A 23,573-nucleotide genomic window follows, 5' to 3' on the forward strand; every position below is an offset into this window, starting at 1 on the left:
GATGCCCCAAGCATCAAAATCCTGCATTCCAAAAACAGTCCACAAAGTCAAATGCGATCCTAGCTCAATCGCTTAGCCGCTCTTCACGGACGACTCGATAGGTGGAGCCTCTGCCGCTGCCATGCGCACTTGTGCCGAGCTGCAACGTCGCGGCCTGTTCCGCACGGAGTACGACGGCTCGAGCTTGCGCGATTCTCTCGGCTTAGCGCGTTGGCAAGATAGAAAGATCTTGTAATTCGATGGCTTGAATGGAAACGGAGCGGATGCTGGAGGGTCGCAGCGTAGCGGCGGGGCACGGGTGGACCGTCGTCGTAGCAATAATATTTTTGTGATCGCCTCCCTTGAAAGGGGGACGTCTTGCTACGGTGGCACTCCCAGCACCTTGGAGAGGCCGTCTTCATTTGCCGGCAACGATAACGATTCCACCAGCCTTGCACTCCAAGGAAAACGTGGCTATATATCTGGATATAGCACGGAGGCAGGCAATGAGCAACAGTGCGCAGAAGAGAGCCCTCGAGAATTATCGGTCTCGTCTGACTGAGCGCGGCATCGCGCGGTTCGAGATCCAGGCGCTCGACGCCGACCGCGATCTACTCCGATCCCTTGCCCGGAAATTGACGGAGGAAGGTCCGGAAGCCGGGCAGCTTCGCCGCACCATACAGCAGGCAGTGGCGGGCGAGCCTCCGAAAGCGGGCGGCATTCTCGCCGCTTTACGTCGCTCACCTCTGGTTGGTGCGGATCCCGACCTCAGCCGGCCGCGAGAAGAGGGGCGTAAGGTCGATCTGTGACCCGCTATCTCCTTGATACAAATATCATCAGCAACGTCATAAAGTCGGAGCCGGCGGGCTCGCTGCTGGCTTGGATGGGCGCGCAGAAGGACAACGACCTCTTCATTGCTTCGCTTACCGTCGCCGAAATCTGTCGAGGTATCTTGGAGAAGCCGAAAGGCAAGAAGCGTAGCAGCCTTGAAACTTGGTTCGCCGGCCCCGAAGGCCCGCAAGCGCTGTTCGCCGGCCGCGTCCTATCGTTCGACGAGAAAGCTGGCCTGGTCTGGGCGCGGCTGATGGCCAACGGCAAAGCCAAAGGCCGTTCGCGAAGCGCCCTAGACACAATCATTGCCGCCGTAGCCGAAGCTAACGACTGCGTCGTCGTGACCGACAATGAAAAGGACTTCGAGGGCGTCCAGATCATCAACCCGCTCCGTAGCTTTGGAAGCCAGCAGGCAGGCAGGTGACGATAGCTCGGACGGTCCGGCCGATTCATTTCGAGGATTTCGGCGGCAGCGAGTTCGAGCGCCTTGTGTTCGCCTACCACCTTTGCGACGGCTGGACTGAACTTGCTTGGTTCGGCCAGACGGGAAGCGACCAAGGGCGCGACATCATCGGTACACGTCCGTTCGACGACCAACCGGACGAGCGCACAGTGATTCAATGCGTCAATCGAGGCAGCCTGACCCAAGCGAAGGCTGAGAAGGATGACGGCAGCGGTCAACGCCGTGACGGGCAAACCTGACGCTTTCAAGTTGTATGCCGCAGCTGTATCTCGGCCCAGCGTCGCGACGAGGTTCGCTCGGCAGCCGCGAAACTGGGCGTCCCAAAAGTGGTGATCTGGTCCGGCGCGGAGTTCGAGGAGCATCTGCGGCTTCGAGCCGAATTCCTCCTACGGCGCCTAGTCGAGGGCGTCCCCTTTCCTGATAGCGAGGTCGAGCTGCGCAATTTCGTCGATAAGTTTCAGGACGTCGATGACGAACAGGCCCTGTCGATGTTCGTCCGCGCCTTCGATCGACCGGCGTTTCGAACGCCGTTTCAACAAGAGAGCAATCTCCACGCATTCCAACAGGCCATCGACGACACAATCCGGGTGCTCAGCACGGGGATATGGCGAACGCGAGAGCGTGCCGAAATCCACCGACTTCCTTCGCTTCACCACATCCGCGATGCCGGCATCCGCAGCGCCGTGGAACTAACGGTCCGTGAACTGGATCGTAAGCGGGGCTGCGAGGCCCATCAGATTGTTTGTGCGTAGACCTGTGAGCGCCGTTAGAAGAGTCATCTTCTGGAAGGGTGCTCACAATGGACGACCATTCGGACGACATAAGACGACCGTTGTCGTCGCGCATAGAAGTGTACGCCGGCAGCGGCCGGAAACAGTGGCCAGATGATTTGAAGGCGCAGATTGTCGCGGACAGTCTCGAGCCGGGCGCGATCGTAACAGATGTCGCACGTCGCCATGGCTGCCGGCCCCAGCAGGTGCATGACTGGCGGCGCCGGGCGCGTTTGGGCCAGTTGGTGCTGCCGGCTTCGGCGGATACGCTGTCGTTCGTGCCGGTAGTGTCGGAATCGGCGTTACCGGCGGCCGCAGAGCCTACCGGGTCGCCGGAAGCAGCCATTGTGACGGTTGAGCTCCAGGGAGCACGCGTGGAGGTGCGGGGGGCGCCTGGCCTTGCTGTGTTGAGTGATGTGTTCTTAGCGCTTCGACGGACACGTTCATGCTGACGCCGCCTGCGAGCCTTACGATTTACGTAGCGACGCAACCTGTGGACTTCAGAAAAGGTGCGGAGGGCTTGGCGCTGTTGGCGAAGGAGACGCTGGGCCATGATCCGATGAAGGGCGTGGCCGTGGTCTTCCGTGCGAAGCGCGCTGACCGGGTGAAGATCGTCGTCTGGGATGGCAGCGGCCTTGTGATGTACTGGAAGCGGCTCGATGGCAGCGGCTTCAAATGGCCTCCCATCGTGGCCGGCGTGATGCGGATGAATGCCGCCCAGCTGTCGGCGCTTCTGGCCGGCATGGATTGGACGCGCATGCACGCGCCTCGAATCCCGCAGCCGAAAGCGCTTGCGTAGGACATAAAATCTTCGCTGCATCGGCGCGCAAAGCATGGCAAACTCGGGCTAATGAGCGATTTGCCTGATGAGCTGCCGAGCGATCCAGCCGAGTTGCGCGTCTTTGCCGCGGCTCTGCTGGATCGCTGCGCCAGGCTCGAGCGGTTGCTCAAGCTTGCAAAAGATGCGCGGTTCGGTCGGTCCTCGGAAAAGCTTGACGCTGATCAGCTTCACCTTGTTCTGGAGGATATCGATCAGGCCGTCGCAGCCCTCGAAGCGGCCGAGGATCGCGCCAATCCCAGAGTTTGCGAGAAGAGGACGGCCGCGCGCAGGGCCAACCGTGGTCAGTTGCCGGAGCATTTGCCGCGCATCGTCGAAACCCTGATGCCAGCGGAGACTTGTTGCCCGTCTTGTGAGGGCGACCTCTTTGAGATTGGTCACGATGAGAGCCAGAGGCTGGACGTCGTACCGGCGCAGTATCGCGTTATCGTCACCCGCCGACCCAAGCTGGCCTGCCGCGCCTGTCAGGGCGTCGTCCTCCAGCACGCCGCTCCCGAGCGACTGATCAGAAGTGGATTGCCCACTGAGCGGCTGGTCTCGCATGTGATCGACGCCAAGTATCATTGGCATTTGCCGCTTTACCGCCAGGCGCAGATGCTGGCGACGCACGGAATAGCGCTGGACCGTTCCACGCTCGCCTTCTGGGTCGGCTATGCCGCCCAGGAATTGAAGCCCTTGTGGCATCGTCTGCGCCAGCTTCTGCTCGCCTCCTCGAAGCTCTGTGTCGATGAGACTCCCGCACCGGTGTTAGATCCGGGGCGCGGCAGGACCAAAACCGGCTACTTCTGGGCGCTGTCACGCGATGACAGGCCTTGGGCCGGACCTGACCCACCTGGCGTGGTTTACGCTTATGCACCGGGCCGTGGGGCCGTCCATGGCTTGAGGCTGCTCGAAGGCTATCGCGGCATCATCCATTGCGACGGCTATCAGGCCTACAAGACCATGACCCGAGAGACGCGTGCGGACGCCTTGTCCGGGACGCTCGCCTTCTGCTGGTCGCATCTGAGGCGCCAGTTTGTGAAGATCGAGCGCGAGGCCGCTCCGGCGCCAGCTCCGGTTGCGCGAGGCTCTTGAGCGCATCGCCCAGCTTTACGCGGTCGAGAAAGCGCTCCGCGGCCGATCGGATGCCGAGCGCCGTGCTGGCAGGCAGGCGCATGCCCGATCTCTGGCTACAGCCTTGAAGCAGTGGTTTGAGGCCAAGCTTGATCACCTTGCACAGAAGAGCGACACGGCGAAGGCCCTGCGCTACGCGCTGCGTCATTGGGACGGTTTGACGCTCTATCTTGATGACGGGCGCATCGAGATGGACACGAATGCTGTCGAGCGTGCGATGCGGCCGATCAAGCTCAACGCCAAAAACTCCCTGTTTGCCGGTTGCGACGAGGGCGCCGAGAATTGGGCAGTTCTCGCTTCGTTGATCGAGACCTGTAAGCTCAATGGCGTCAGTGCCGAGCACTGGCTCGCTGATGTTCTCGCGAAGCTCGTCAATGGTTGGCCTGCGGCGCGACTGGACGAACTGCTCCCTTGGGCATCGATCTACACGATGCATGCACACGTTCCGAGGCTGGCGGCATGAGCCTGAACAGGACCGCGGTCCGGATCAAGGTGACCCTCAAGGACGTAAAACCGGAGGTCGTGCGTCGCCTTGTCGTACCCGTCACCCTGCGCCTAGACCGGCTGCATTTGACGCTTCAGGAGGCGTTTGGCTGGACGAACAGCCACCTCTTCGAGTTCTTCGCTGGTGAGGCACATTGGGGGATTCCCGACCCCGACAATGATTACGGCCACCAGCCCATGGATGCTCGTAAAGCGCGGCTTTGCGATATCGTTCGAGAGACCGGCGCCAAGACCATCCACTATCTCTATGACTTCGGCGACAGCTGGGACCATGTGATCAAGCTCGAAAAATGGTTCGACAACACCACGACGGAGGGCATGCCCTTCCTGCTCGAGGCCGCCGGTCGTTGCCCTCCGGAAGACGTCGGCGGTGCGCCAGGCTATGCCGAATACCTCGACGCCATCAGCGACCCTGCTCATCCGGAGCACGAACATATGCGCCGCTGGGGTCCGGAGCGGTTCGATCCCAACGTGATCGACCGGAATGCCCTCGAGGCCGCCGTAAACGCGTTGTCCGACACATGGAAACCGCGGCGACGCGCTACGCGAACAAAATAGACGTCAAACGCCATTCAAAAGGGCCGCAGAGCTGCGCTTACACTGGATCAGCTCCGACGCCGGTTCAAGGCGCTACTTTCCTCTGGCGAAATTCGGCCTTGCGGCTGCGGCAATCCCGCTTGCCCAACCTTCATGCTTACCGACGCGGCAGCTCGTGAAATGGACCGAGCGCCTAGCCATGCAGGCGAGCCAGCTTTGCCTCGTCGATAACATGCTGAACGCGCTGGAGCAGGAGGTCATGAGCCATCAGTTCGATGACGAACCTCGTGCAGCGGAAGGCGACATCGCCAGCCTTGTCGACGGCCCCATGAACGCAAACTCGGCAACCGAACCAAGGATGATATCGATAAAGAACCTCGCGAAGAACGGTCCTGTGGGCGTTCTCAAACTTCGTTGTACAACGACGCACGACCACACTCGCAGCTCGGATGGAGGACGCCGTCGGAGTTCGCCTTCCCCTGCCATCCGCGCCGGGATCTGGCGCTGCGTTATGCCGAGAGCTCCGCGCCAGCTCCCGTCTCTATCCCTGCCCAACCGGGCAAACCGAACAGCCGGACCGAACCCAGAATTGGACAAAACTTGGGGCAAGGTCACTAGCAAAGTGCAAGGGCTACCGCTGCGCGGCGGTGTCTGAAGGTAGCATCGAGCAAACGCGTGAGTCGATGGACAAAAACCGAATACAAGGCGCAAGCATCGGACAAGCGGGCAACGTACCGCGAAGTCCATATCCTTCAAGGATGCGAAGCATAGATTCGGCGACAGCGCGCGGAAGGCGGCTGAGTTTACCCCAGGAGATCTGTTCCGTGTCGCTTCGACGACTGAGAATGCCGCAAGGCACTCTGACTGTTCTCTCAACATAGTTCAACGCTCGTCAGCTTGTCGAAAGCTGAATGTCTTAGTTGCTGCAACCATTCGATTGGGCTGAGAGAGGTCGCCTTGATTTGCTCAGTCCGACATGGAGTAGGAAATGGATCCCTTCGACGCAGGGCAGGTTCAGCGCGGTGACGGCAGCACTCCCGAATCTTCCGAACGCGAGGGACGGGAAGGTGAGGAGGCGCAGTGGGTTGGAGTCTTGACCCACGCGGTGCTCGCCGCCGACGATCCGGCATCCCTCGGGGATTCTGCTCCTGCGGAGGGGGGGCACGACCAGATGCTGGAGGAATGGGCTGCCGAAGAGGGGCGGAACCCGCGCGAGGATCGGCAAGAGGCTGTAAGGCGAGTCAATGCTTGGAATCAGGGCGAGCTGGATCTTCGAATGTTGCGCCTCACCAGCCTGCCTCCACTTCCGGCCGGGCTCTACTTGCTCGACGCGTCCTTCAACCGGCTGACCAGTCTGCCCGAGACTCTCCCTGACGCGCTCGTTTCGCTCAATGTTATGGGGAATCAGCTGGCCAGCTTGCCCGCGCTTCCGGCCGAGCTCGCCTTGCTGGACGTGTACCACAATCGGCTCACCAGCCTGCCTGACACCCTCCCGGCCGCGCTCGAGGGCCTCAACGTCGGCCACAACCAATTGACGAGCCTGCCCGAGACCCTCCCGGCCAGGCTCCAAATACTTGACGTTAGTGAGAACCTGTTGACGCGTCTGCCCGAGACCCTCCCGGCCGTGCTCGCAGGGCTAGACCTTAGCCAAAACCAGCTAACCAGCCTACCCACGGGCTTGCTGACGCAGTTGGGTGCTGATGCCGAGATAATTCTGTCTGGCAATCCGCTGCCCGAGCAGGTGCTGACGAACCTGGACACAATCCAAAGTACCGATGGGTATGCCGGCCCGAGGGTCTTGTTTCTGCCCAACGAAGGAAGTGAATTGTCCGAAACGGAAGGTCAGTCGGAGGAAGACTCCGCTGCGCAGTTTCTTCCAGAGACGGTAGCGGACTGGCTCAACCGGGATCCGAAGGAGGGCGATCCGGAGGTGGTGGCCAAGTGGCAGAGCTTTGCGGAAGAACCCGGCGCACAGGAATACGCAGACTTCCTCAACGGGCTGCGGGCTACCGTGAACTCTGGGAACGAAGGATTCCAGCAGGCGGTGGCCAATGATCTGCGGCAGGCGGCGGCCAACCCGCAATTGCGCGCGCAGTACTTCCAGCTTGCTCTTGACGCCAACGAGAGCTGCGAGGATCGCAGAACTTTGACCTGGAACGGCATGCAAACAGCAGGCCTGCTCGCCAACGTCGAGAGCGGGCTCTATGACAATAACGAGGGGGTCGCGGCCCTCGTTGATCTAGGCCGTGTCATGTTCCGCTTGGACGCACTGGGGGGGATCGCGCGCGAGAAGGTCCAATCGCTCCTCACGGACGACACCATCGACGACGTCGACGAAATCGAGGTCTACCTTGCCTATCAGGCCAAGCTGCGCGAGCGGCTGGGGCTGCAGCACATCGCCCCGGACATGAACTACTTCAACGTCTCTTACGTCACCGAGGATGACATTAACAGGGCTGAGACGTCTGTGCGGAGCAAGGAGGCGACGGGGTTCGCCGATTATTTGGCGACGGACTGGAAACCTTGGGACGATGTGGTGCTCCGCATTGAACCCGAACACCATGCCACGATGGAGAAACAGCTCGCCGATGCCTTGGAGGAGGAGTTCCCGGGCCGACTGAAGCAAAAACTCGTTGAAGCCGGACTGATCGGCGCTGAAGCCGATGTCGTTGCGGATGCCGAGCGGGAGTTCGGTCCCCAGGTCAGCAAGGGCATCGCTCGCGAGATCAAGGGTGCTCTGAGGGACACGGTGCTCAACAAACGCGGCCTTGGTCTGTGAAGCGGCGTCTGCTGCTTCACAACGCGGTCCTTCATTCGGACCGATGGCGAATGGCACCGTCGCTGTTTCTCGGGGAAGCAATCAGATAGAAGAGCAATGAATTACGTTGATAGCGAAGGTCTGCAAGAGCCCGAAACTCAACTCTTCCATTATCGAGCGCGCAAGCGCCGTACGCGCCGGGATGGTAAATGTTAGCCGGGCGAGCGGTTTGGCGGCCAGGAAGAAGTTTGGTCGGCTGGCGATCCAGCGCGCGCTATCGGGCGAGAGGCCGCCGCCCGGCACGACGCAGTGGACGCTGGAGGACTTGGCGTGAACGCTCGAGAAGGTTCGCGAGCCAGGGATATTGATCCCATTCAAGACTAACGGGAGTTCGTCGATTTGCACGGAAATCTCGGCAGTCGGGGACGACGCGTCACCGGCGGCGAATGAACGAAGAACTCCGCCGCTAAACAATGAAAAATAGACGATCTTCAGTGCCTTCGCGCGCGCAACGTATTGCGGGATCGATTGAACGCGCCGCGAGCGGTGTCATGACCGATTCGCACTCAAGAAGTCTGCCGATAGTCTTTCAAAGCCTGGGCAAATTCACGGTCGCACATGTCTCTACGACGAGTCTGTCATCAGGGGCGGTCAGCAGCCTGCTATGCAGCAAGTACTTTTTCGCTGCTCTACGCTGACTCACTACGACAGCTGAATACTTGTTGAACGAACCCATTTCCTGCCTTTTCTATCCATCCCCGTCGCCGATCGCTTGTTGCGATTGGCGTTCGACGGGGGACGATCGTGGCGAGCGCTGCTGTTCTTCGTCAATCCCTCGAGTCAACATCTAGTCTTAGGCCTGAAGTTCGAGTTTGCGCAGATCGGCCCGCCAACGTTCGCGCCATTGCTTAATGCGTTGGCACTGCAGGCCAGCACCTGGCGGGACGGGTGAAGGGGGCGCGATGACAAGCATTTCGAATGTGGTGAACCACGCAGCGGCGGTCGGGAGTCCGCCCCAGTGCGCAGGCGATCCAACACCTGTGCGCGTCTAGGAACGAGATAACCCCAGCGGGCCGCCTACGCTGACTGATGACCAACGACGAGCGTACGAAGGCACATCTGAAGAGATGTCGATGGTGCACGAAATTGTCAGTGCCGGTACGTAGTCGTCAGAAGACGCGTGTTCCGCACCAGATGATGCTGGGGTGCAGGTAGAGCCGCCCCAGGACGGCGCAGCGCAGCGATCTGACGCGGACGCGCAGGCCGAACATCAACGGCTCTCTGGCGGCCGCTCCCGCTGGCGGAGCTGGACCGCCGGCGCTATTGTTCGCGAACGGAACGCTGTGCGCGATGGAGACCTTTGCTGGTCGCCTCGCTCAGGAAGCGGTGCGTGTGCGTTCTGGCGAACCGCAACATCGACAGGAGGTCTGCGATACATCGATGGCGGTACATGCCGCGGTCAGATGGACTGGTCGCAGGTGCAAGAGCGGGCCCTCCACACCTGGCGCGCGAGAGGCAATCAGGAGGCCTATTGCAGAGGGTTTCGCGGTGAGCGGCCGACACAATCTGTTCGCCCTCTCGATGGCGGGAACTCCGAACGTGCCGGCAAGCCAGCTGACGCGTCTCTTGCCCAGCGTGACAGCGGCGCTTGCGACGTTCTGCGTCGCAGCGCACAGTAGCATAGTCGCTTTTGGGCAGATTGGAAGCTCATCACCCCACAAGATCGATCCCTACCGAGCCGCGGTTCTGTCCAACGGCAACACAGCGGTATGCCTACGGCCCTGGAGCCGCAAACCTCGTGGCTGAAGCCTTCCGGTTTGTCTCGCACGATGCCCTGCTGACCCCGCGAGCTGCGGGAGCCAGCTCCTCGCAATACTTCTTGAATTCATGACACAACAATCATTGCGTGATGTCGACCAAGGAAGGGACTTCGGTCGCTGTTGGCCAGCCATCTCCACTGTCTTTGAGGCCCTCGACGTCGCCTTTGTTTCTGCATCGGCTCGTCTTGCTCAGCCCGATAGGCCCGCGGCAATTTGGCGCGATCGTTTTGCCGAGAGGGCCTCTGCTGAGGGGCAGCCGCCGTCATCGCTCAATTTCATTGACGCGACCGATCGAGTGACACAACGTGCGGTCGCTCGTCGTTGCCGAAATCTCTGACGTCATACCTCGCGAGTTGGGTGCGCCATTATGGATTGGAGCACTGTTAGCTGTGGGAACACATTTGCGCGAACCGATGTGGCAGGCCGAAAACGCCACGCGGAGCACTGGCGCGAGTCCGGGCGGCAGTGATCCCGAGTCATTGCCCATCGACGCAACGCCGCGGGAACAGGCCGGACAAGCCGAGCCATCGTATTCCGGCGCATCTTCACCTGCGCCGTCGCCCCCGATCATACCGTCCGAGTTGCGTGACGATAATCATCGACCAGTCACCCACGGCGCGGACTCCGCGATGTCTGACACGTCACAACAACAGGGTGATCACATTACGCCCGACTCGATGAACCGCGAGGCTCCGGCTCCTGGCGGATTGCCGCAGGACCGGGTTCTTGAGGCCTGGGCTGCAGAAGAGGGGCTGAGCCAAAGCGAGAATCGACTAGACGCGGTACTAAGAATGAGAACTTTGGAGATGGCCGCGACCGCTGCGCAGCTAAACCTTGTATCGCTGACGGTCGTGCCCCCCGCCTTCCCGGCGGGGCTCCAGCGCCTAGACGTCTCCAACGATCAGCTGACCTACCTGCCGGAGTTCCTTCCGACCGGTCTCCAGGAACTTTACGCCGGATTAAATTGGTTGACCCGCCTGCCCAGCCTCCCGCCCGGGCTCCGGCGCCTGGATGTTGCCGCCAATCAGGGGACCAGCCTGCCGGAGACCCCCCCGCCTGGGCTCCAGATTCTGCATGTCGAGGACAACCATGCTCCCCTTATTTCGGACCATAGGAACGGCCAGCTGAGCGAGTTGCAACTCAGTCCGCCGGTTGCTGACGACATACGTCAGGCAGCCTTAGTTGGTTGGGAGAGGAAGAAGATGGAAGAACTTCCTGCGGGGACAAAGTTCAACCACGCTAATAGGGATGGCGTGTGGGGCGGTTCGGGGCAAAGCGGGCATACGGGCGAAGCAATTTGGATGACCTCAGAAAATGATGTGAACGCGGCACGCGGCTATGCGGGTTGTTCTGGAAAGTACTTTGTTATCGAGGCGCAAAAGCCCCTCAAACTAGCGGTCATGGACGAGCGGTGTGATCAGGTGGAACATGACGAACTAGGCGCATGGGTTACCGTGGCGCAGAAATATGGCTTGGATGGAGTGAAGACGGAAAATGGAAGCTCGTACGAGGTGGTTTTGTTTGACAGAAGCAAGATTGCACCTGCGGCTGAACGTGGTCTCGGTTTGAGAGAGCCGCTTCCGCAAATTTGAACAGGTCGACGAGTGGAGTTTCTGCCTGACAGCGGGCACGCTGGTGCCTGCGAATCAGGAGCGACGATGAGCAGACGAGCACGCCGGAACCACACACCGGCCTTCAAGGCGAAGGTGGCGCTCGCCGCCGTCAAGGGCGACCGGACGATAGCTCAGCTGGCCGAGCACTTTGACGTTCACCCCAATCAGATTGCGGCATGGAAGGCGCAGCTGGAGGGTGGCGCTTCCGGAGTTTTGGACCCGGCAGCGCTGCGCCAGCCACGCGTGCGATCGATGTGAAGTCGCTCCATGCCAAGATCGACGAACTGACGCTGGAGAACGATTCCTAAGAAACGGCAGCACCGACTTTCGGCTCCAAGGGCTGGAGAACAAAGCCGAATGCCTTGGCACACCGATGCAAATTGTTGACCACTCGCGTCCGGTACCGCGTCTCGTAGGACGAGGCCCCTGGATCGACATAGTCCATTCCGTATCGCACAGCATTGTAGAACAGAACTGCGATCTTCCGGGCCGTGGCGGTCACGGCCTTGGCCTCGCCGATGCGCGCTGAGAGACGTCTATAGAAGGCGCCGAGCGCGGTGTCTGTACGACCCACGGTCACGGCAGCAAGGCGCACAAGTGCCGCCGCTCGGCCGCCGGATCGGCGCGTTCGGGACGAGAGCATTTTGCCGCCGGAGACCTTGTTGCTCAGCGCCAGTCCCAGCCAGGCGGTAAAATGCTTTGCACTGGGCCACGAGGAGAGGTCGTCGCCACATTCAGCGATCAGCTTCAGCGAGAGGTAAGGACCGAGGCCGTCGATCGTGGTGATGTCCTTTCCGAGCAACGCGAACAGCGCCTCGCGGACGTCGAAAGCTAGAGTGTTCGCCTGATTGGTTCGATTCCGACGCCGCGAGGCCCGCGGCGCGGGTCCATGGCCATCACCGCGATGGACGATCAGTTCCTTCAACACGGCTTCGATCCCGGCGTCGCAGGCAGATGCCTTCTCGTGGTAGGCGTCGTAAAGCGCAAGTGCCTGCTCGAGCGCAAACAGATGCTCGGCGCGGTAGCTTACCGCGCGCGAATGCTGCCGATGCGGTGCCGCCGCAACTGACCGTCGCTGTGATCGGAGACGGCCGCACTGGCGTCTGGGCCTCGCTGCGGGCCGGCGTGGGTGGCCGCAATCTCGAGCAGGAGCTCGGCACCAAGATTGTCTGGCAACCGGGCTTCACGGCATCGCTTCCGGTGATGGAGGCAGTCAAGGCCGGCTCTGTCGATTTTACGTTTGCGACCGCAACCGCGGTCGTAGACGCCGTTCCGGCGCGCGTTCCAATCGTGCTGCGGATATTTCACCGCGACGTCACTGCGCGCGACGTAGAAGGCGTAGTCGTAGGTCTTCACGTCGGGCAGCAGGCGGGACTTGGCCGAGCTTTGTCAGCGCCAGCGCTGTGGCCGGCTGCCAGTGGATCCAGCCGTCGATGCTTCCTTGCGCGAAGGCCGTGAACGCGTCTGCCCCGCTCAGGCTGACGGCCTGGACGTCAGACAATCTGAGACCTGCGGTTTCCAGATATTTGATCAGGCTGTAAGTCCCGGTCGTGCCGTTCTGGTGGGCGATGTTCTTGCCCTTCAGGTCGGCAGCCGTCTTGATCGGGGAATTGGCCTGCACCAGGAAATCGACTTCGTCGACCGGCAACGGATAGCCTGCGAGCGGCTCTTCGCCAAGTTCGTGAAGATCATCCGAGAGACACAAGCCTATATTTTCGAGCATGCGGCCGAATCGCAAGGCGGCTTTCCGCCTAATGGGACCGAGCAGGCCGTCTACGAGAAGCTTGTCCGCGATGCCAGTCTGTCCGAGTCGACCGCGATCGCGCTCAAACCGATCGATGAGGCGGCTGCGGCATCGACCCAGGATCTCGCCGACAATTTCCACGCGCTCGGCGTCCTCCCGAATATCGACGTCCGATCATTCCTGCTCGCGGGCCTGCTGATGACGGCTGCCGTGTTGCCATCGCACGCGCTGGTCATCAAGGACGACCCCGGCGGGGTAATCGTCGACTTCGTCAAGAAGTATTCCGATATCCGCGACCGCGGTGAGAAGATCGTTGACGACGGCGAGCGCGACTCACCAAGCTCGAGGAAGAGACTGACGTCTCGAGCTCGCCGTCGTTCGGAAGCGGGAAGCAGCAGGAGAGCGACAGATTCGACGACGAGGCATTGAGAAGCCTGTTTCTTCCCCTTCTGCAAAGATGACCGTTTGGGCAAAAGATCGAAACGGACAACCTTTGCCTGGGCGGTTCTGCCTACGACCCTTACGTGGAGCGGATTTGATGCCAATTTCTCGTCAGCTTCTCGAAAGCCAAGCATCTTACCAAGAATGTGTTTATCCGCGTCCGGCGTTAGCTACTCAGATCTGTCGAAGGAGAGTCGGGTGGATCCGTTCAACAATCTCAACCAATTCGAGGGCCCAGATGTCGAGTGGACGTATTACGGCGGGCTAGAACAGCAGCAGGCGGACCAAGCGGGGTTTCAGCAGCACCTGAATGCGAATCCTTTGAGAATGCCGGACGAGGATCGTGTCGGGCAAGGCACCTCGCGGTGGCTCTCGGATCCGCCCGCCTACTCTGAACAAGGGCTCAATCGGCATATGCTTTTTGCGGCGGCGGATCGCGCTGGCCAGTTGCCAGCCGGCAATTTCGGTCTAACGGATTGTTGGCACGGCATGGATGCAGCTGCCGATTGGCCGACGCATAGTGTCGATCAGGAGGAGCGATCGTGGGCGGAGGTCGGTGACGTAGTGCCGGAGTGGCCAACGACCTCCGAAATTCCTTGGGAGCAAAATCTCGGGGCATCGATCCTCGGCCGAGAGCCCCGGCCGGGCGATGGCAATACTTTAAGGGGAGGCCGCCGGCTCACCCCAGCCGCGGCGCAGTGGACCGAAGCCTTGTACGGCACGCGGGCCTCAGGCCCTGCACGCCTTCCGACGGACCTTGAAGACTCCGTGCTCAGGCAATCGCGGCTTCACCAGATCTTGGACAGCTGGGCCGGCGAGGAGGGGCAGACGGAAGACGAGAACCGGCAAGAGGCGGTAAGACGAATGCGTGCCTGGGGAGAGGTCGGCGACGGCTATGTAGGGCTGGAGCTGTTAAACCTAGGCCTGACGACATTGCCCGCCGCCCTTCCGCCGGGGCTCCAGTCGCTCAACGTGAGCGACAACGAGCTGGTGCACTTGCCTGACACCCTCCCGTCCCGACTCCGAACGCTCGACGCAAGCGGCAACCGGTTGACCAGCCTGCCCGACACCCTGCCGACGGGACTCCAGTCACTCGCCATCGGCCGCAACCGGCTGACCAGCTTGCCCGAAACCCTTCCGGAGGGCCTTTTGACACTCGCCGTCTTCAACAGCCGGCTGACCAGCCTGCCAGACACTCTGCCAGCCGGGCTCCAGGACCTTGATGTCCGGGGCAACCTGCTGACCAGCCTGCCCAACGCCCTCCCGACCGGACTTCAGTTGCTCGCTGTCGGCGGCAATAGGCTGACCAGCCTACCCGACACGCTCCCGCCCGAACTCCAAGAGCTCGAAGCCGATGGCAACCGGCTGACCAGCCTGCCCGACACTCTCCCCGCCGAGCTCCAGTTGCTCTTCGCGCGCGAGAACCACCTGAACAGCCTGCCCGAGACCCTCCCACCTGAGCTCCAGAGACTCCACGTCAGCGGCAATAGGCTGACCAGCTTGCCCGAGACCCTCCCGGCCGAGCTCCAGGTGCTCGAGGCACGCGACAATCGGCTGACCAGCCTGCCGGAGACCCTGCTAACCCGGCTAGGTTCTGAGTGCATGGTTCACGTGGAGGATAATCCGCTGCCCGAGCAGGTGCGGACGAATTTGGCGGGAGCCCTGAATACCCTGAGCTATGCCGGCCCGCGGGTCTTCTTCTCGATGGGCGGGGGGACGGCGGTGGGTCAGGAACGGCCGCTGGCCGAGGTGGTAGCGGATTGGATGGAGGCCGAGCCGGAGGCGATCGCCGCCTGGCAGAACTTCGCCGACGAGGCGGGTGCTTCGGAATACGCGATCTTCCTCGACAGGCTGCGGGAGACCGTGAATTATGACAATCCCCATTTCCAGCAGGTCGTCGCCGAGGATCTGCGGCAGGCAGCGATTAGGCCGCAATTGCGCCAGCAGTATTTTCAGCTGGCCTTCGGGGCGAGCGAGAGCTGCCAGGATCGCATCACCCTGACCTGGAACGGCATGCAGACCGCACGCCTGAACGCCGATGTCGAGGACGGGGCCTATGACGATCGGCTCGGCGAACTCATCCAGCAGGCCCGGGTCCTGTTCCGCCTGGACGCGCTCGAGCCGATTGCCCGTCAGAAGGTCGGCTCGCTCCAGTTTGTCGACGAGATCGAAGTCTATCTCGCCTATCAGGTCAAGCTACGTGAGCGGCTTGACCTGCAGCTCGTCGCTCCGGACATGCGGTTCTTTGATGTCGCCTACGTTACTGAGCACGACCTCACCACAGCCGAGACACAGGTGCGGAATGAGGAGGCGGCGGGGTTCGCCGACTATCTGGCAACTCGCTGGCAACCCTGGGAGACGGTGGTGAGCCGGATCGCCCCCGAAGCCCATGCAGAGATGCAGGACCGGCTCGCCGAGGCGATGGACGGGGAGTTCCAGAGCCGCCTCGACCAACGGCTCGCCGATCATGACCTGACCGGCAACAGCGATGCTGAGTTGCAGTTCGGAGCCCAGATTCGCGAGGAGATCGCCCGCGAGATCAAGGGCGCTCTAACGCGCCAGGTGCTCGGGGACCACGCGGTTGAGCTGTGAAGCGGCCTATTGCGAGCCTTGGCGACCCCATCGTGGATGATCAGCGGGTCCATCAGCCGCATCTTGCCGTAAGTATCGATCACATCTGCGGTCTCCGTGATGTTGGGGAGGTAATCGAGCCATGACGGCTCCTTCAGACTGACATCGAAGGAGAGCGCCTTGCCATGCATAAGTGGATCCGACGAAATTACACCAGGTTTCGCGACGTGGAATCGAGTGTGATGCTGCGGGCTTCACCACGCTTGAGTTCATCCGGGTGGCGCTCGCGAAGCACGAGGTGAGCAAGAAGGGCAACAAGAAACCCATTGCGTTCGCGCCGGGCCTTGCCCGCCCCAACCGCTGGTGCGGCTCGATGAAGTATGAACTGAGCAATGGTGGCGCGATCATCAGCTACGTCACGCGTCGCGACATCGCCGAGACCATCCGGTGCATTCCCGAGGCCGAGAATCCGAGCGACGAGGATCTGGCCGGTTTCCGAGCCTATATGAAACCGCCCGATGTCGAGGCTCCGGCCGGGTGATGGGATCATGAGCGAGAAGCCACCACCAGAACGACCAAAAACCAAGGCCTTCGACCTGCTCGCGTCGGTACCATGCCTTGCATGCCATAGATTACGAGGGATTTGCGGGTCAGAACGGTCCAGTTGCCGTCCTCTAGGTAATGGTCTCCGTGAAAGGCGCAAGTGCAATCTCATCCGACGCCAGATACATTTCGCCGTTGCCATGGCCGATCGTAAGTGGTGAGCCATTGCGGAAGCCGATCAATATTTGAAAGGAAAGATCAGCGCGAACGCGCCGCGCAATCTGGGCAGCGAAGCCTTCACCGCGTCCTGAGGCGAACAGCCCTTCAAACGAATTGGGCACCCTGCTGTTGCAGCTCGACGCGCAGCCCAAGAAAAGTTTCAATAATGCCATTATGGACGACCGTCACATTGTCAGTCGCATGCGGATGAGCGTTATTCTCAGTCGGCTTTCCGTGGGTGGCCCAGCGGGTAAGCCCCATTTCCGGAATGCCCTCAGAGCGGCACTGCGCGCAATCGGCTCTCTAGGCTTCCAACTTGCCCGCGGCGCGCCGCCGATGGAGATGAGGACCTTCCAGCGTTGCAACGCCTCCGGAGTCATCGCCGCCGAAAGGACCAATTGCTTCGAGACCGGCCGGCGTCCCAAAATGCCGACAATTCCGCACTTGCAGATTAATATGCCCCGCAGCTACCATTGAATCACGATGTCTTTCCAATTGTAGGCGGCAAGCTAAAGGCGTTGCCAGCTCGATGAGGCCTCCCATTTATTTGCGTGACCCAAAGCAGCAATTTGCATGCGAATAGCGAGCGACTTTACAATGCTCCGCTTTCGAAAAGGAGCTCTTGGCTATGCGACGCGTATCCGGTGCCCGACACGCTCTTCGGCGGATCTCGCCACGCTAGTCGATCATTCCGCATCCAGCAGGAAAGAATTGAAACCGCGCTTGGCTTCCCGCCGATCGTCCGGTGCTTGCCGTGCACTGAGGAGGACGGTTTGCATCGCGAACGCGCCGAAATCCGCACTAAGCGCCACGTCACAGTAAAATCCCCAAAGGCTGTCCAGTCATAAGCCTAAAACCTCTGCTGCCCTCGAGCCTCCAACGCGGTTTGCCCTTCCTCACCCGCGCCGACTGGACCCCAGAGCAGGCTCTGCCGTCTTGCTGCTCGACGATCTCTTCGCCGTCATTACAGGCGCCTCTCGACGTAGACGATCCTCATCTTCGTATGACGCGTTCAAGCGGTACGCCGCGCCTGGAGCGTTTCGCGAAGCGTTTTGCGCTTTCATCTTATACTGCGCTGGAAAATTCGAACTTCGAGGAGCCTATCAAGGACCATATCTTGCCCCCTCGATCTCAAGAGCTGCAGTCGCCGCCACGTGGCCACCGCGTTGTCATATTCAGCCCTGTCTGGATCACGACGTATAAGGTGCGAAATTCGACAAGTCGGCACAAGTAGTCCGCCCATGCGTCGCGAAGGAGTTGTTTTGTCCGCTTCCAAGCAAGCTCGCATAAGGCGTTTGTGGCACGCAGTTTGCTAACTTCCGGTGGAAAACCATTTCGAATATGGCGGTCTCGCAGACAGCCCAGCCCGGAGCTTCACATGGCGCTTGCTCGATTGATTCAAATAAATGCCATCGACACAGCACGGTTGAGTGAGATTTCGCCAATTGAAATCCCGTCGGGTGCGTCGAAGGGACTTCTATCATTCGTGCTGTGCAGGACTTGGTCCTCATCACCTCTAGAGAGCGGCAGCGACGCTCATGACATGCGCCGTGCTTCAAAGGCTGCAATCGATAATCGTCGAGCGTGTGCCCACTTGTCACTCACGATATCAGGGGCAAACCCATCGAGTTCTTCCCTTCGGAGACGAGGCGTTCCGCACGTTTTGCGCGCCCGTTTTCGCGGGGTCGATGTCCATCGGCCCAGGTGACCAGCGCTAAAGGAGCGCGCTGGAAGCGCACTGAGACGATCCGTCGCTTACGGTCTTGCTTCAGAGCTGGCCGCTTGAATTTGCTTCGCCACGATACGAGAAGGATCCAAAATGGCTGTTGTCCGATTTGTATTTGCCGCATTGAAGCCGGGTGTCAGCGGAGCCGACTATGAGCGTTTTGAGCGCGAGGTCGACTATATCGTCGCGGGCAAATTGAAGACTATTGTCAGCTATTGCACGCACCGCATCACCGAAACCGGCTCTGGCATATCAGGCGGACCGTGGGATTATATCGAGCGTATTGAGGTGACCGATCGCGCTGCCTATCAAGCTGAGCTGGCTGTGGTCGGCAAGGAAATGCTTGAGGAACTCTACGAGAAGTATCTCGACAGATCCAAGACGGTGTCGGTCTGGTCGAAACGGATCGAGCCATGAGGCTCGATGGTCACGGCTCACAGCAAAAGTGGCGTTGGTCGGCGGTTATTCCCCGAACGCCGGAGCGGAAATTCCACATGAGTTCGCGCGAGCTAGAGTGCATGGTGCCTTCACTATTGGGGGCAGATTTCGAAGGCTGTGTGGCGATTGCGGTCTGGCATTCATGTGCAGCAAGACCCTTGCCCGCTGATTAAGTCCCGAACTGCCCCGTCACCCCAACACGCTGGGTTCGCGGCGAGATTGGGTATTGCAAATGGAGGAACCGGCGCTCTCATGTCCGACAATGCTGCTCAATTCGATGAATTTGCAAGTCTGCACGAGAACATGGCTCAGTGGCCCCTTCGAAAATACATCGAAGTGCCGAGTGTACTAGAGGCGATCGGCGACGTTGATGGCCTATCAATCCTCGATTTCGGGTGCGGCACGGGGGCAATTTCGCGAATGCTTAAGCAACGCGGAGCGCGCTGCGTTGTAGGATATGATCCGGCGCCAGGCATGCTGAACTACGCGCGGCGTCGGGCAGAGAAAGAGGCGTCCGATCTCTCCTTCATCGCCCATCTCTCTGCCAATATGACAGCCCAATTCGACGTGGTACTTGCATCCTATGTGCTTCCCTATGCTGCCAACAAGACTGATCTGGACAGCATGTGCGGCGAAATGGCCGGACTGTTGCGTCCCGGCGGGCGCTTGGTATCGCTATCGACTCATCCGTCTTACAACCCACACTCAAATCACTACGAAGCCTGTGGGTTCAGGCTCGTTGTCGACGATCCTGATAACCCGTATTTAGAAGGTCGACGCATCAGGATCGAGTTCTGCAAAAACGGAGAACAGGGCGGCGTATTCGCATGGCATTGGCCCGCTCCTTCTTTGGAAAGGGCATTAGGCCAAGCCGGGTTCCGGTCGTTGAAATGGAGGGAATTGGGTGCTCCAGCATACTCCCATATAGAACAGCTCCCCAAAGAGCTGCCTGCATATCTCCAAAGCCCGCACGCGATCATGATTGAAGGTGTATTCGCCCGTGGACATGCGGAGCGAAACCCATGACGTTTCTCCCATTCAGGACCGAGTTGTCGGGCGTTCCGCACGCTCTATGCGGCCTAAACGAGCATGACTGGGATGCGCTGGTCAGTGATAACAATTTCTACAACAGCTACCGATGGCTAGGAGCTCTCGAACATACATTCGGTACAACCGACGTGCTCGCGGTCCACGGGTCGGCCGGACTCGTGGCTGCGTGTACGCTTTGGGAGGGAAGCCAATCAGCTGGGATGTTCTTCCTACCAGATTGCATGGGGGGTATTCCTGGCCCTTGGCAACAAACCTTTCTCTGGCTGGGGGGACGGCGCAACACCCACAACGAGATTCCCTGCGTCCAGGGCAGGCGAAGGCGTGAGGCTTTGACAGCGTTAGGACGCAGCGCTCTACACTATGCTCAGGAACGGCGATACGCAGGCTTTGTAATGCCGTACATGCCCTATCAGGCGGCAGTGGAATTTGCTGGGGCCATAGGGGGGGCAGTCGTTTTGCATTCTGCCGAAGCGTCACTGGAAGTGCCGGACACAGGGCTCCCCGGGATGATGGCGCGCTCGTCCGCGCATGATCGTAATCAAAGTAAGTCTGAAATCTCGGCGTTCCGGCGAACGGGAGGCAAGATCGAATGGCTACCAGCCGAAGAACTCGATGACTTAATAGCCGCTGATTTCATAACCCAGAACAGGTCTAGGTACGGCAATGCCGATGATGGCGACTGGATGCAACGGATCCTCGCCGGGCAGAGGAAGGCAGGTGTCTCGCATTTTGGTGCCGTAGCAATTTCCAAACGAAACAACGAGATAACCGGTATGGCCGTTTTCTATCGCTTCGGAACGGCACTTCACTTGCGCTACTTCGGGGCAAACTACAATATCGATCTCAACGATTACAGATACTTCGTATTGTGCTATTATGAGCCTCTCGATTATGCTGCGGCGCGCGGCCTCAAGACATTGCGGCTTTCTACCTCTGCGCTGCGCGCGAAGGTGAACCGCGGGGCAAAGATCGAGCCGCAAGCGATCGTCGTCAAATGTGCTAGTGAACAGCACATCAGCCGCTCTGAGATCGAGCGGCACAATCGGTGTGTGCTCAGGCAATATCAGGATCAATTCCCCGGCCATCTGAGCCGCGATTGGGAATTGGTCGAGGCTCATCAAGATCCTCCGGATTAAGTAACCGCGAGATCGGGCCAAGACCCGCAGAGACCTCAGGTGCGATGCCCCTCGACGCGGTGGCGGGACTTGGAGTAGGGGACGCTGCGCTGGTTCTGTTGTCCTGGCATATTTCTCATTGAGCAGAAGCTAATGAGACCGTGCCCCTGGTCCACGGCATCTAAGGTCGGTTGGGATGTCCGTTCATTGAGATCGGCCGCAATCTCGCCCGCGCTGCGACCTTCATGGACGAAAGCCTGATAGATATTGCGGACTAGAACGACTTCTTCCGCGGGACCGGGGGGCGCTGCCGACTTCTTGCTCAATCTGATCGCCTACAACCTGATCTGCATACCCAAACTACTTGCGACATAGCCACCCCGCGCCGGGGTAGTCCGACGCACGTCAGGACATCTTGGGTTGGCCAATGAAATAATGCAGCCTGCTGCGCCAATTTCTGCTTGGCCTATCGAATGGCTCCGCAAGCGCGAACCGACGGTCGGCCTGCTCGTCGCCGAGCGCCCCGCTTCGTCGGAACGCCGGAGCAAATCGCGGACGAACGCCTTCGCTGGCGAGAGACGAGGATCGACGGCATCAGTTTGACTAACTGGACGATCCTCGGCTCCTACAAGGAGTTCACGGAGTACCTCCTGCCCGTCCTGCGGCAGCGCCCATTCGCGAAAGCTGCCGACCTAAGTCGAATTTTTTTGGGATAATTCGCGCAAGCGGCCAAGCCGCGTCTTGAAGTAGCTGCGATGCGCGCTCCTCTATGCTGAGGGCGCCGAAGCTGCCCGCAGCCGATTGCAACCGACATCCCCGAGGAACGTCACACCATGACCACCGCAGCTGAAATCGCCGACGAGATCGCCAAGGCGTACAATCTGCCAAAGGCGCAAGCCAACACCATTGTGGACGGTATCTTCAAGTCTATCGCCGATGCAGCGGCGAGCGATGCTGAAACCAATGTGCCGGGCTTCGGCAAGTTCAAGGTGAAGCACACCCCGGAGCGCGAAGGCCGCAATCCCTCGACTGGCGCGACGATCAAGATCGCGGCGGCGAAGAAGCTGACGTTCGCCCCGGCCAAGGCCCTCAAGGATGCGCTGAACGGCTAGAGGGAGGGGCGCAAGGCCGGGGCTCTTGTTGGTAGGCTTCACCGAACCGTGAGCTCCCAGATGATCCGGATGTGCCCTCCATGAATCGATGGTCGGGAAATATGCATATTTCTAACGCGCAGCTTACTGTCATCAATCAAGTTCACAACACGCCCAATGTCTCCCTGATCAGAAAAGACGACATACATTCGGCCATTCGCATTGAGCCAGACACGTGCTCCCCCTAGAGCCGAGGCCATGACTCTATGATCTTCGTCAAAGCAAGAGCGCTCCAGGTCGTCCTTTGCTTTTCGATTCCAATACGGGGCAGCAAAAAGAATAAGGTCGAATTTTTCCTTAGGCTGCAGCGCAGAATAGATGTCACTGTGGCGCGCTTCTGCGCGTTCGGAATAACCTAACTGCTCGATGTTTAGCGTTGTGGTGAGAACGGCTTGCGGATTGATATCGAGAGCCACTAGGCGTTCTGCTCCAGCGCGGAGTGCTGCCAGCCCCAACACACCTGATCCGCATCCCAGATCTAGCACTATTGCTCCAGATTCGATGTGCCACTTCGATATCAAGACATCGGGAGCGTGACTTAGGCGTGGTGACAGCACGCCAGGGAGAATGTGCAAGCGCATACCGCACACTTCCACATCGTGCGAATGTTCGCATGACCGCAGATCAGCGATCATTGCGTCGACATCGGTCGTTTGGCGCCGCGCCGATATGGCTAGGGGGGCGGTCATTTCAACTCTCCAATTTTGTAGCGGGCTCGGCAGCTGCCGCACGCTCGGTGCTCTGTACAGGGCATGAAGTCTATGGGAATGGGAGCATGGTATGTCTTCGTGTCTGAATGCCATCGTCCTTCACAAGCTATCGTTGCCTCTCAATAGCAACGTCCGTGCCATCAGCATTCAAAACGCGCTCGGCTGCTGATTTTCCTGAAAGAGCGGCTGCCGGTAAGTCTTGAGCTGTTCTGCCGCGCCAGCGTGTCGCCACCCGTGTCAGAAACCGAACACGTATAAGCGATTTGGTACACGTTCGCGACTATCCTCGCGGCAGTCAACCAGAAAGCAGAAATTGCGAGCTGCATTGCAAGTGGGATCTCCGTGATGAGGCGCGCGCGCGAATGCAATGGGGTCCCCGCGGTGTGGGGCCCGGTCTCCATCACGGGGCTAAACTTCATCGAGCCGGTCTGGCGACCGATGATCTATGATCTCCGCGCCATGGCGCCGGTTGTCTGGACCGCGCCGCCCGGCGCCGACACGGCCTGGTTGCCGGGAGAGGTCAGAACGGCGACGGCCGTGGCGGTGCGACGATTGAAGCCGCGCGCGCCGGCGATCGCGGCAGAGGTTTCGCGGTTGTCGCCCAGGAAGTAAAATCGCTCGCGACGCAAACCGCGCACG

Annotated in this window: 19 protein-coding genes and 7 pseudogenes; 19 read left to right on the forward strand and 7 right to left on the reverse strand. The window is 60.0% G+C overall.

Features of this window, described 5'->3' with window-relative positions; genetic code table 11:
• Window positions 1-485 precede the first annotated feature (485 nt).
• The 10 genes and pseudogenes from ABIB80_RS38230 to ABIB80_RS38275 all read left to right on the forward strand — a co-directional run bounded on the left by ABIB80_RS38230 (window position 486) and on the right by ABIB80_RS38275 (window position 7,814).
• A complete protein-coding gene (locus tag ABIB80_RS38230) occupies window positions 486-788 on the forward strand; it encodes a hypothetical protein (RefSeq protein WP_354129523.1) in 303 nt (100 codons plus the stop codon).
• On the forward strand, window positions 785-1,234 hold the full coding sequence (locus tag ABIB80_RS38235; RefSeq protein ID WP_354129524.1) for a type II toxin-antitoxin system VapC family toxin: 450 nt from the start codon (window positions 785-787) through the stop codon (window positions 1,232-1,234). The genes ABIB80_RS38230 and ABIB80_RS38235 overlap by 4 nt, the downstream gene beginning before the upstream one ends.
• Window positions 1,231-1,512: a hypothetical protein gene (locus ABIB80_RS38240; RefSeq protein ID WP_354129525.1), complete on the forward strand. Its 282-nt coding sequence runs from the start codon at window positions 1,231-1,233 to the stop codon at window positions 1,510-1,512. Before ABIB80_RS38235 ends, ABIB80_RS38240 begins: the two co-directional genes overlap by 4 nt.
• Before the next feature lie 87 nt (window positions 1,513-1,599).
• A complete protein-coding gene (locus tag ABIB80_RS38245; RefSeq protein ID WP_354129526.1) occupies window positions 1,600-2,025 on the forward strand; it encodes a hypothetical protein in 426 nt (141 codons plus the stop codon).
• Window positions 2,026-2,072: 47 nt separating this feature from the next.
• The gene (gene tnpA, locus ABIB80_RS38250; RefSeq protein WP_354129527.1) at window positions 2,073-2,495 is read left to right on the forward strand and encodes an IS66-like element accessory protein TnpA; all 423 of its coding nucleotides are present in this window, start codon (window positions 2,073-2,075) and stop codon (window positions 2,493-2,495) included.
• The gene (gene tnpB / locus ABIB80_RS38255; RefSeq protein WP_057754480.1) at window positions 2,489-2,842 is read left to right on the forward strand and encodes an IS66 family insertion sequence element accessory protein TnpB; all 354 of its coding nucleotides are present in this window, start codon (window positions 2,489-2,491) and stop codon (window positions 2,840-2,842) included. The genes tnpA and tnpB overlap by 7 nt, the downstream gene beginning before the upstream one ends.
• A 51-nt stretch (window positions 2,843-2,893) precedes the next feature.
• Window positions 2,894-4,457 (forward strand): annotated as a pseudogene (gene tnpC, locus ABIB80_RS38260) (IS66 family transposase).
• Window positions 4,454-5,056 (forward strand): plasmid pRiA4b ORF-3 family protein, encoded by a 603-nt coding sequence (locus tag ABIB80_RS38265; protein ID WP_354237416.1) that lies wholly within the window; start codon window positions 4,454-4,456, stop codon window positions 5,054-5,056. Before tnpC ends, ABIB80_RS38265 begins: the two are co-directional and overlap by 4 nt.
• A 396-nt stretch (window positions 5,057-5,452) precedes the next feature.
• Window positions 5,453-5,653, forward strand: a pseudogene (locus ABIB80_RS38270) (hypothetical protein); the annotation flags it as partial.
• A 370-nt stretch (window positions 5,654-6,023) separates the two neighbouring features.
• Window positions 6,024-7,814 carry an NEL-type E3 ubiquitin ligase domain-containing protein gene (locus ABIB80_RS38275; protein WP_354129529.1) on the forward strand — a complete coding sequence of 597 codons (1,791 nt, stop codon included), beginning with the start codon at window positions 6,024-6,026 and terminating at the stop codon, window positions 7,812-7,814.
• Window positions 7,815-8,006: 192 nt separating this feature from the next.
• Here the strand turns inward: ABIB80_RS38275 and ABIB80_RS38280 are convergent.
• Window positions 8,007-8,108, reverse strand: a pseudogene (locus tag ABIB80_RS38280) (transposase); the annotation flags it as partial.
• 2,134 nt (window positions 8,109-10,242) lie between these two features.
• Between ABIB80_RS38280 and ABIB80_RS38285 the strand changes: the two are divergent.
• Together ABIB80_RS38285 and ABIB80_RS38290 are read left to right on the forward strand one after the other, a co-directional pair.
• Entirely contained in the window at window positions 10,243-11,205 is a 963-nt protein-coding gene (locus ABIB80_RS38285) for a hypothetical protein (RefSeq protein ID WP_354129530.1), read from the forward strand.
• A 66-nt stretch (window positions 11,206-11,271) separates the two neighbouring features.
• A pseudogene (locus tag ABIB80_RS38290) lies at window positions 11,272-11,528 on the forward strand (transposase); the annotation flags it as partial.
• A gap of 2 nt (window positions 11,529-11,530) precedes the next feature.
• Here the strand turns inward: ABIB80_RS38290 and ABIB80_RS38295 are convergent.
• The 3 genes from ABIB80_RS38295 to ABIB80_RS38305 all read right to left on the reverse strand — a co-directional run bounded on the left by ABIB80_RS38295 (window position 11,531) and on the right by ABIB80_RS38305 (window position 12,949).
• Window positions 11,531-12,154, reverse strand: coding sequence for a transposase (locus ABIB80_RS38295; protein WP_354129531.1), 624 nt, complete (start codon window positions 12,152-12,154; stop codon window positions 11,531-11,533).
• Between the two features lie 98 nt (window positions 12,155-12,252).
• Window positions 12,253-12,582: a hypothetical protein gene (locus ABIB80_RS38300; RefSeq protein ID WP_354129532.1), complete on the reverse strand. Its 330-nt coding sequence runs from the start codon at window positions 12,580-12,582 to the stop codon at window positions 12,253-12,255.
• Window positions 12,542-12,949: an ABC transporter substrate-binding protein gene (locus ABIB80_RS38305; RefSeq protein WP_354129539.1), complete on the reverse strand. Its 408-nt coding sequence runs from the start codon at window positions 12,947-12,949 to the stop codon at window positions 12,542-12,544. Before ABIB80_RS38305 ends, ABIB80_RS38300 begins: the two co-directional genes overlap by 41 nt.
• A gap of 660 nt (window positions 12,950-13,609) precedes the next feature.
• On the opposite strand from ABIB80_RS38305, the gene ABIB80_RS38310 reads away from it, so the two are divergent.
• Window positions 13,610-16,003: an NEL-type E3 ubiquitin ligase domain-containing protein gene (locus tag ABIB80_RS38310; protein WP_354129533.1), complete on the forward strand. Its 2,394-nt coding sequence runs from the start codon at window positions 13,610-13,612 to the stop codon at window positions 16,001-16,003.
• On the opposite strand, the pseudogene ABIB80_RS39550 reads toward ABIB80_RS38310, so the two are convergent.
• Window positions 15,997-16,176, reverse strand: a pseudogene (locus ABIB80_RS39550) (hypothetical protein); the annotation flags it as partial. The gene ABIB80_RS38310 and the pseudogene ABIB80_RS39550 sit on opposite strands and share 7 nt — an antisense overlap.
• Here ABIB80_RS39550 and ABIB80_RS38315 point away from each other — a divergent pair.
• A complete protein-coding gene (locus ABIB80_RS38315) occupies window positions 16,176-16,523 on the forward strand; it encodes a hypothetical protein (protein ID WP_354129534.1) in 348 nt (115 codons plus the stop codon). The pseudogene ABIB80_RS39550 and the gene ABIB80_RS38315 overlap by 1 nt on opposite strands.
• A gap of 59 nt (window positions 16,524-16,582) precedes the next feature.
• Here the strand turns inward: ABIB80_RS38315 and ABIB80_RS38320 are convergent.
• A pseudogene (locus tag ABIB80_RS38320) lies at window positions 16,583-17,196 on the reverse strand (glutamine--fructose-6-phosphate transaminase (isomerizing)); the annotation flags it as partial.
• 1,367 nt (window positions 17,197-18,563) lie between these two features.
• On the opposite strand from ABIB80_RS38320, the gene ABIB80_RS38325 reads away from it, so the two are divergent.
• The 4 genes from ABIB80_RS38325 to ABIB80_RS38340 all read left to right on the forward strand — a co-directional run bounded on the left by ABIB80_RS38325 (window position 18,564) and on the right by ABIB80_RS38340 (window position 22,185).
• Complete coding sequence (locus ABIB80_RS38325) at window positions 18,564-18,887, forward strand: RedY/HapK family protein (RefSeq protein ID WP_314961093.1); 324 nt, start codon at window positions 18,564-18,566, stop codon at window positions 18,885-18,887.
• Between the two features lie 273 nt (window positions 18,888-19,160).
• On the forward strand, window positions 19,161-19,934 hold the full coding sequence (locus ABIB80_RS38330) for a class I SAM-dependent methyltransferase (protein ID WP_354129535.1): 774 nt from the start codon (window positions 19,161-19,163) through the stop codon (window positions 19,932-19,934).
• A gap of 416 nt (window positions 19,935-20,350) precedes the next feature.
• Window positions 20,351-21,094 carry a peptidogalycan biosysnthesis protein gene (locus ABIB80_RS38335; protein ID WP_354129536.1) on the forward strand — a complete coding sequence of 248 codons (744 nt, stop codon included), beginning with the start codon at window positions 20,351-20,353 and terminating at the stop codon, window positions 21,092-21,094.
• An 812-nt stretch (window positions 21,095-21,906) separates the two neighbouring features.
• Window positions 21,907-22,185 (forward strand): HU family DNA-binding protein, encoded by a 279-nt coding sequence (locus ABIB80_RS38340; protein WP_354129537.1) that lies wholly within the window; start codon window positions 21,907-21,909, stop codon window positions 22,183-22,185.
• 38 nt (window positions 22,186-22,223) lie between these two features.
• Here the strand turns inward: ABIB80_RS38340 and ABIB80_RS38345 are convergent, their stop codons facing one another.
• The gene (locus tag ABIB80_RS38345) at window positions 22,224-22,913 is read right to left on the reverse strand and encodes a methyltransferase (protein ID WP_354129538.1); all 690 of its coding nucleotides are present in this window, start codon (window positions 22,911-22,913) and stop codon (window positions 22,224-22,226) included.
• A gap of 566 nt (window positions 22,914-23,479) precedes the next feature.
• Between ABIB80_RS38345 and ABIB80_RS38350 the strand changes: the two are divergent.
• A pseudogene (locus ABIB80_RS38350) lies at window positions 23,480-23,573 on the forward strand (methyl-accepting chemotaxis protein); the annotation flags it as partial.

The sequence above is a fragment of the Bradyrhizobium sp. i1.15.2 genome (genome assembly GCF_040548425.1).
Classification (GTDB): Bacteria; Pseudomonadota; Alphaproteobacteria; order Rhizobiales; family Xanthobacteraceae; genus Bradyrhizobium; species Bradyrhizobium canariense.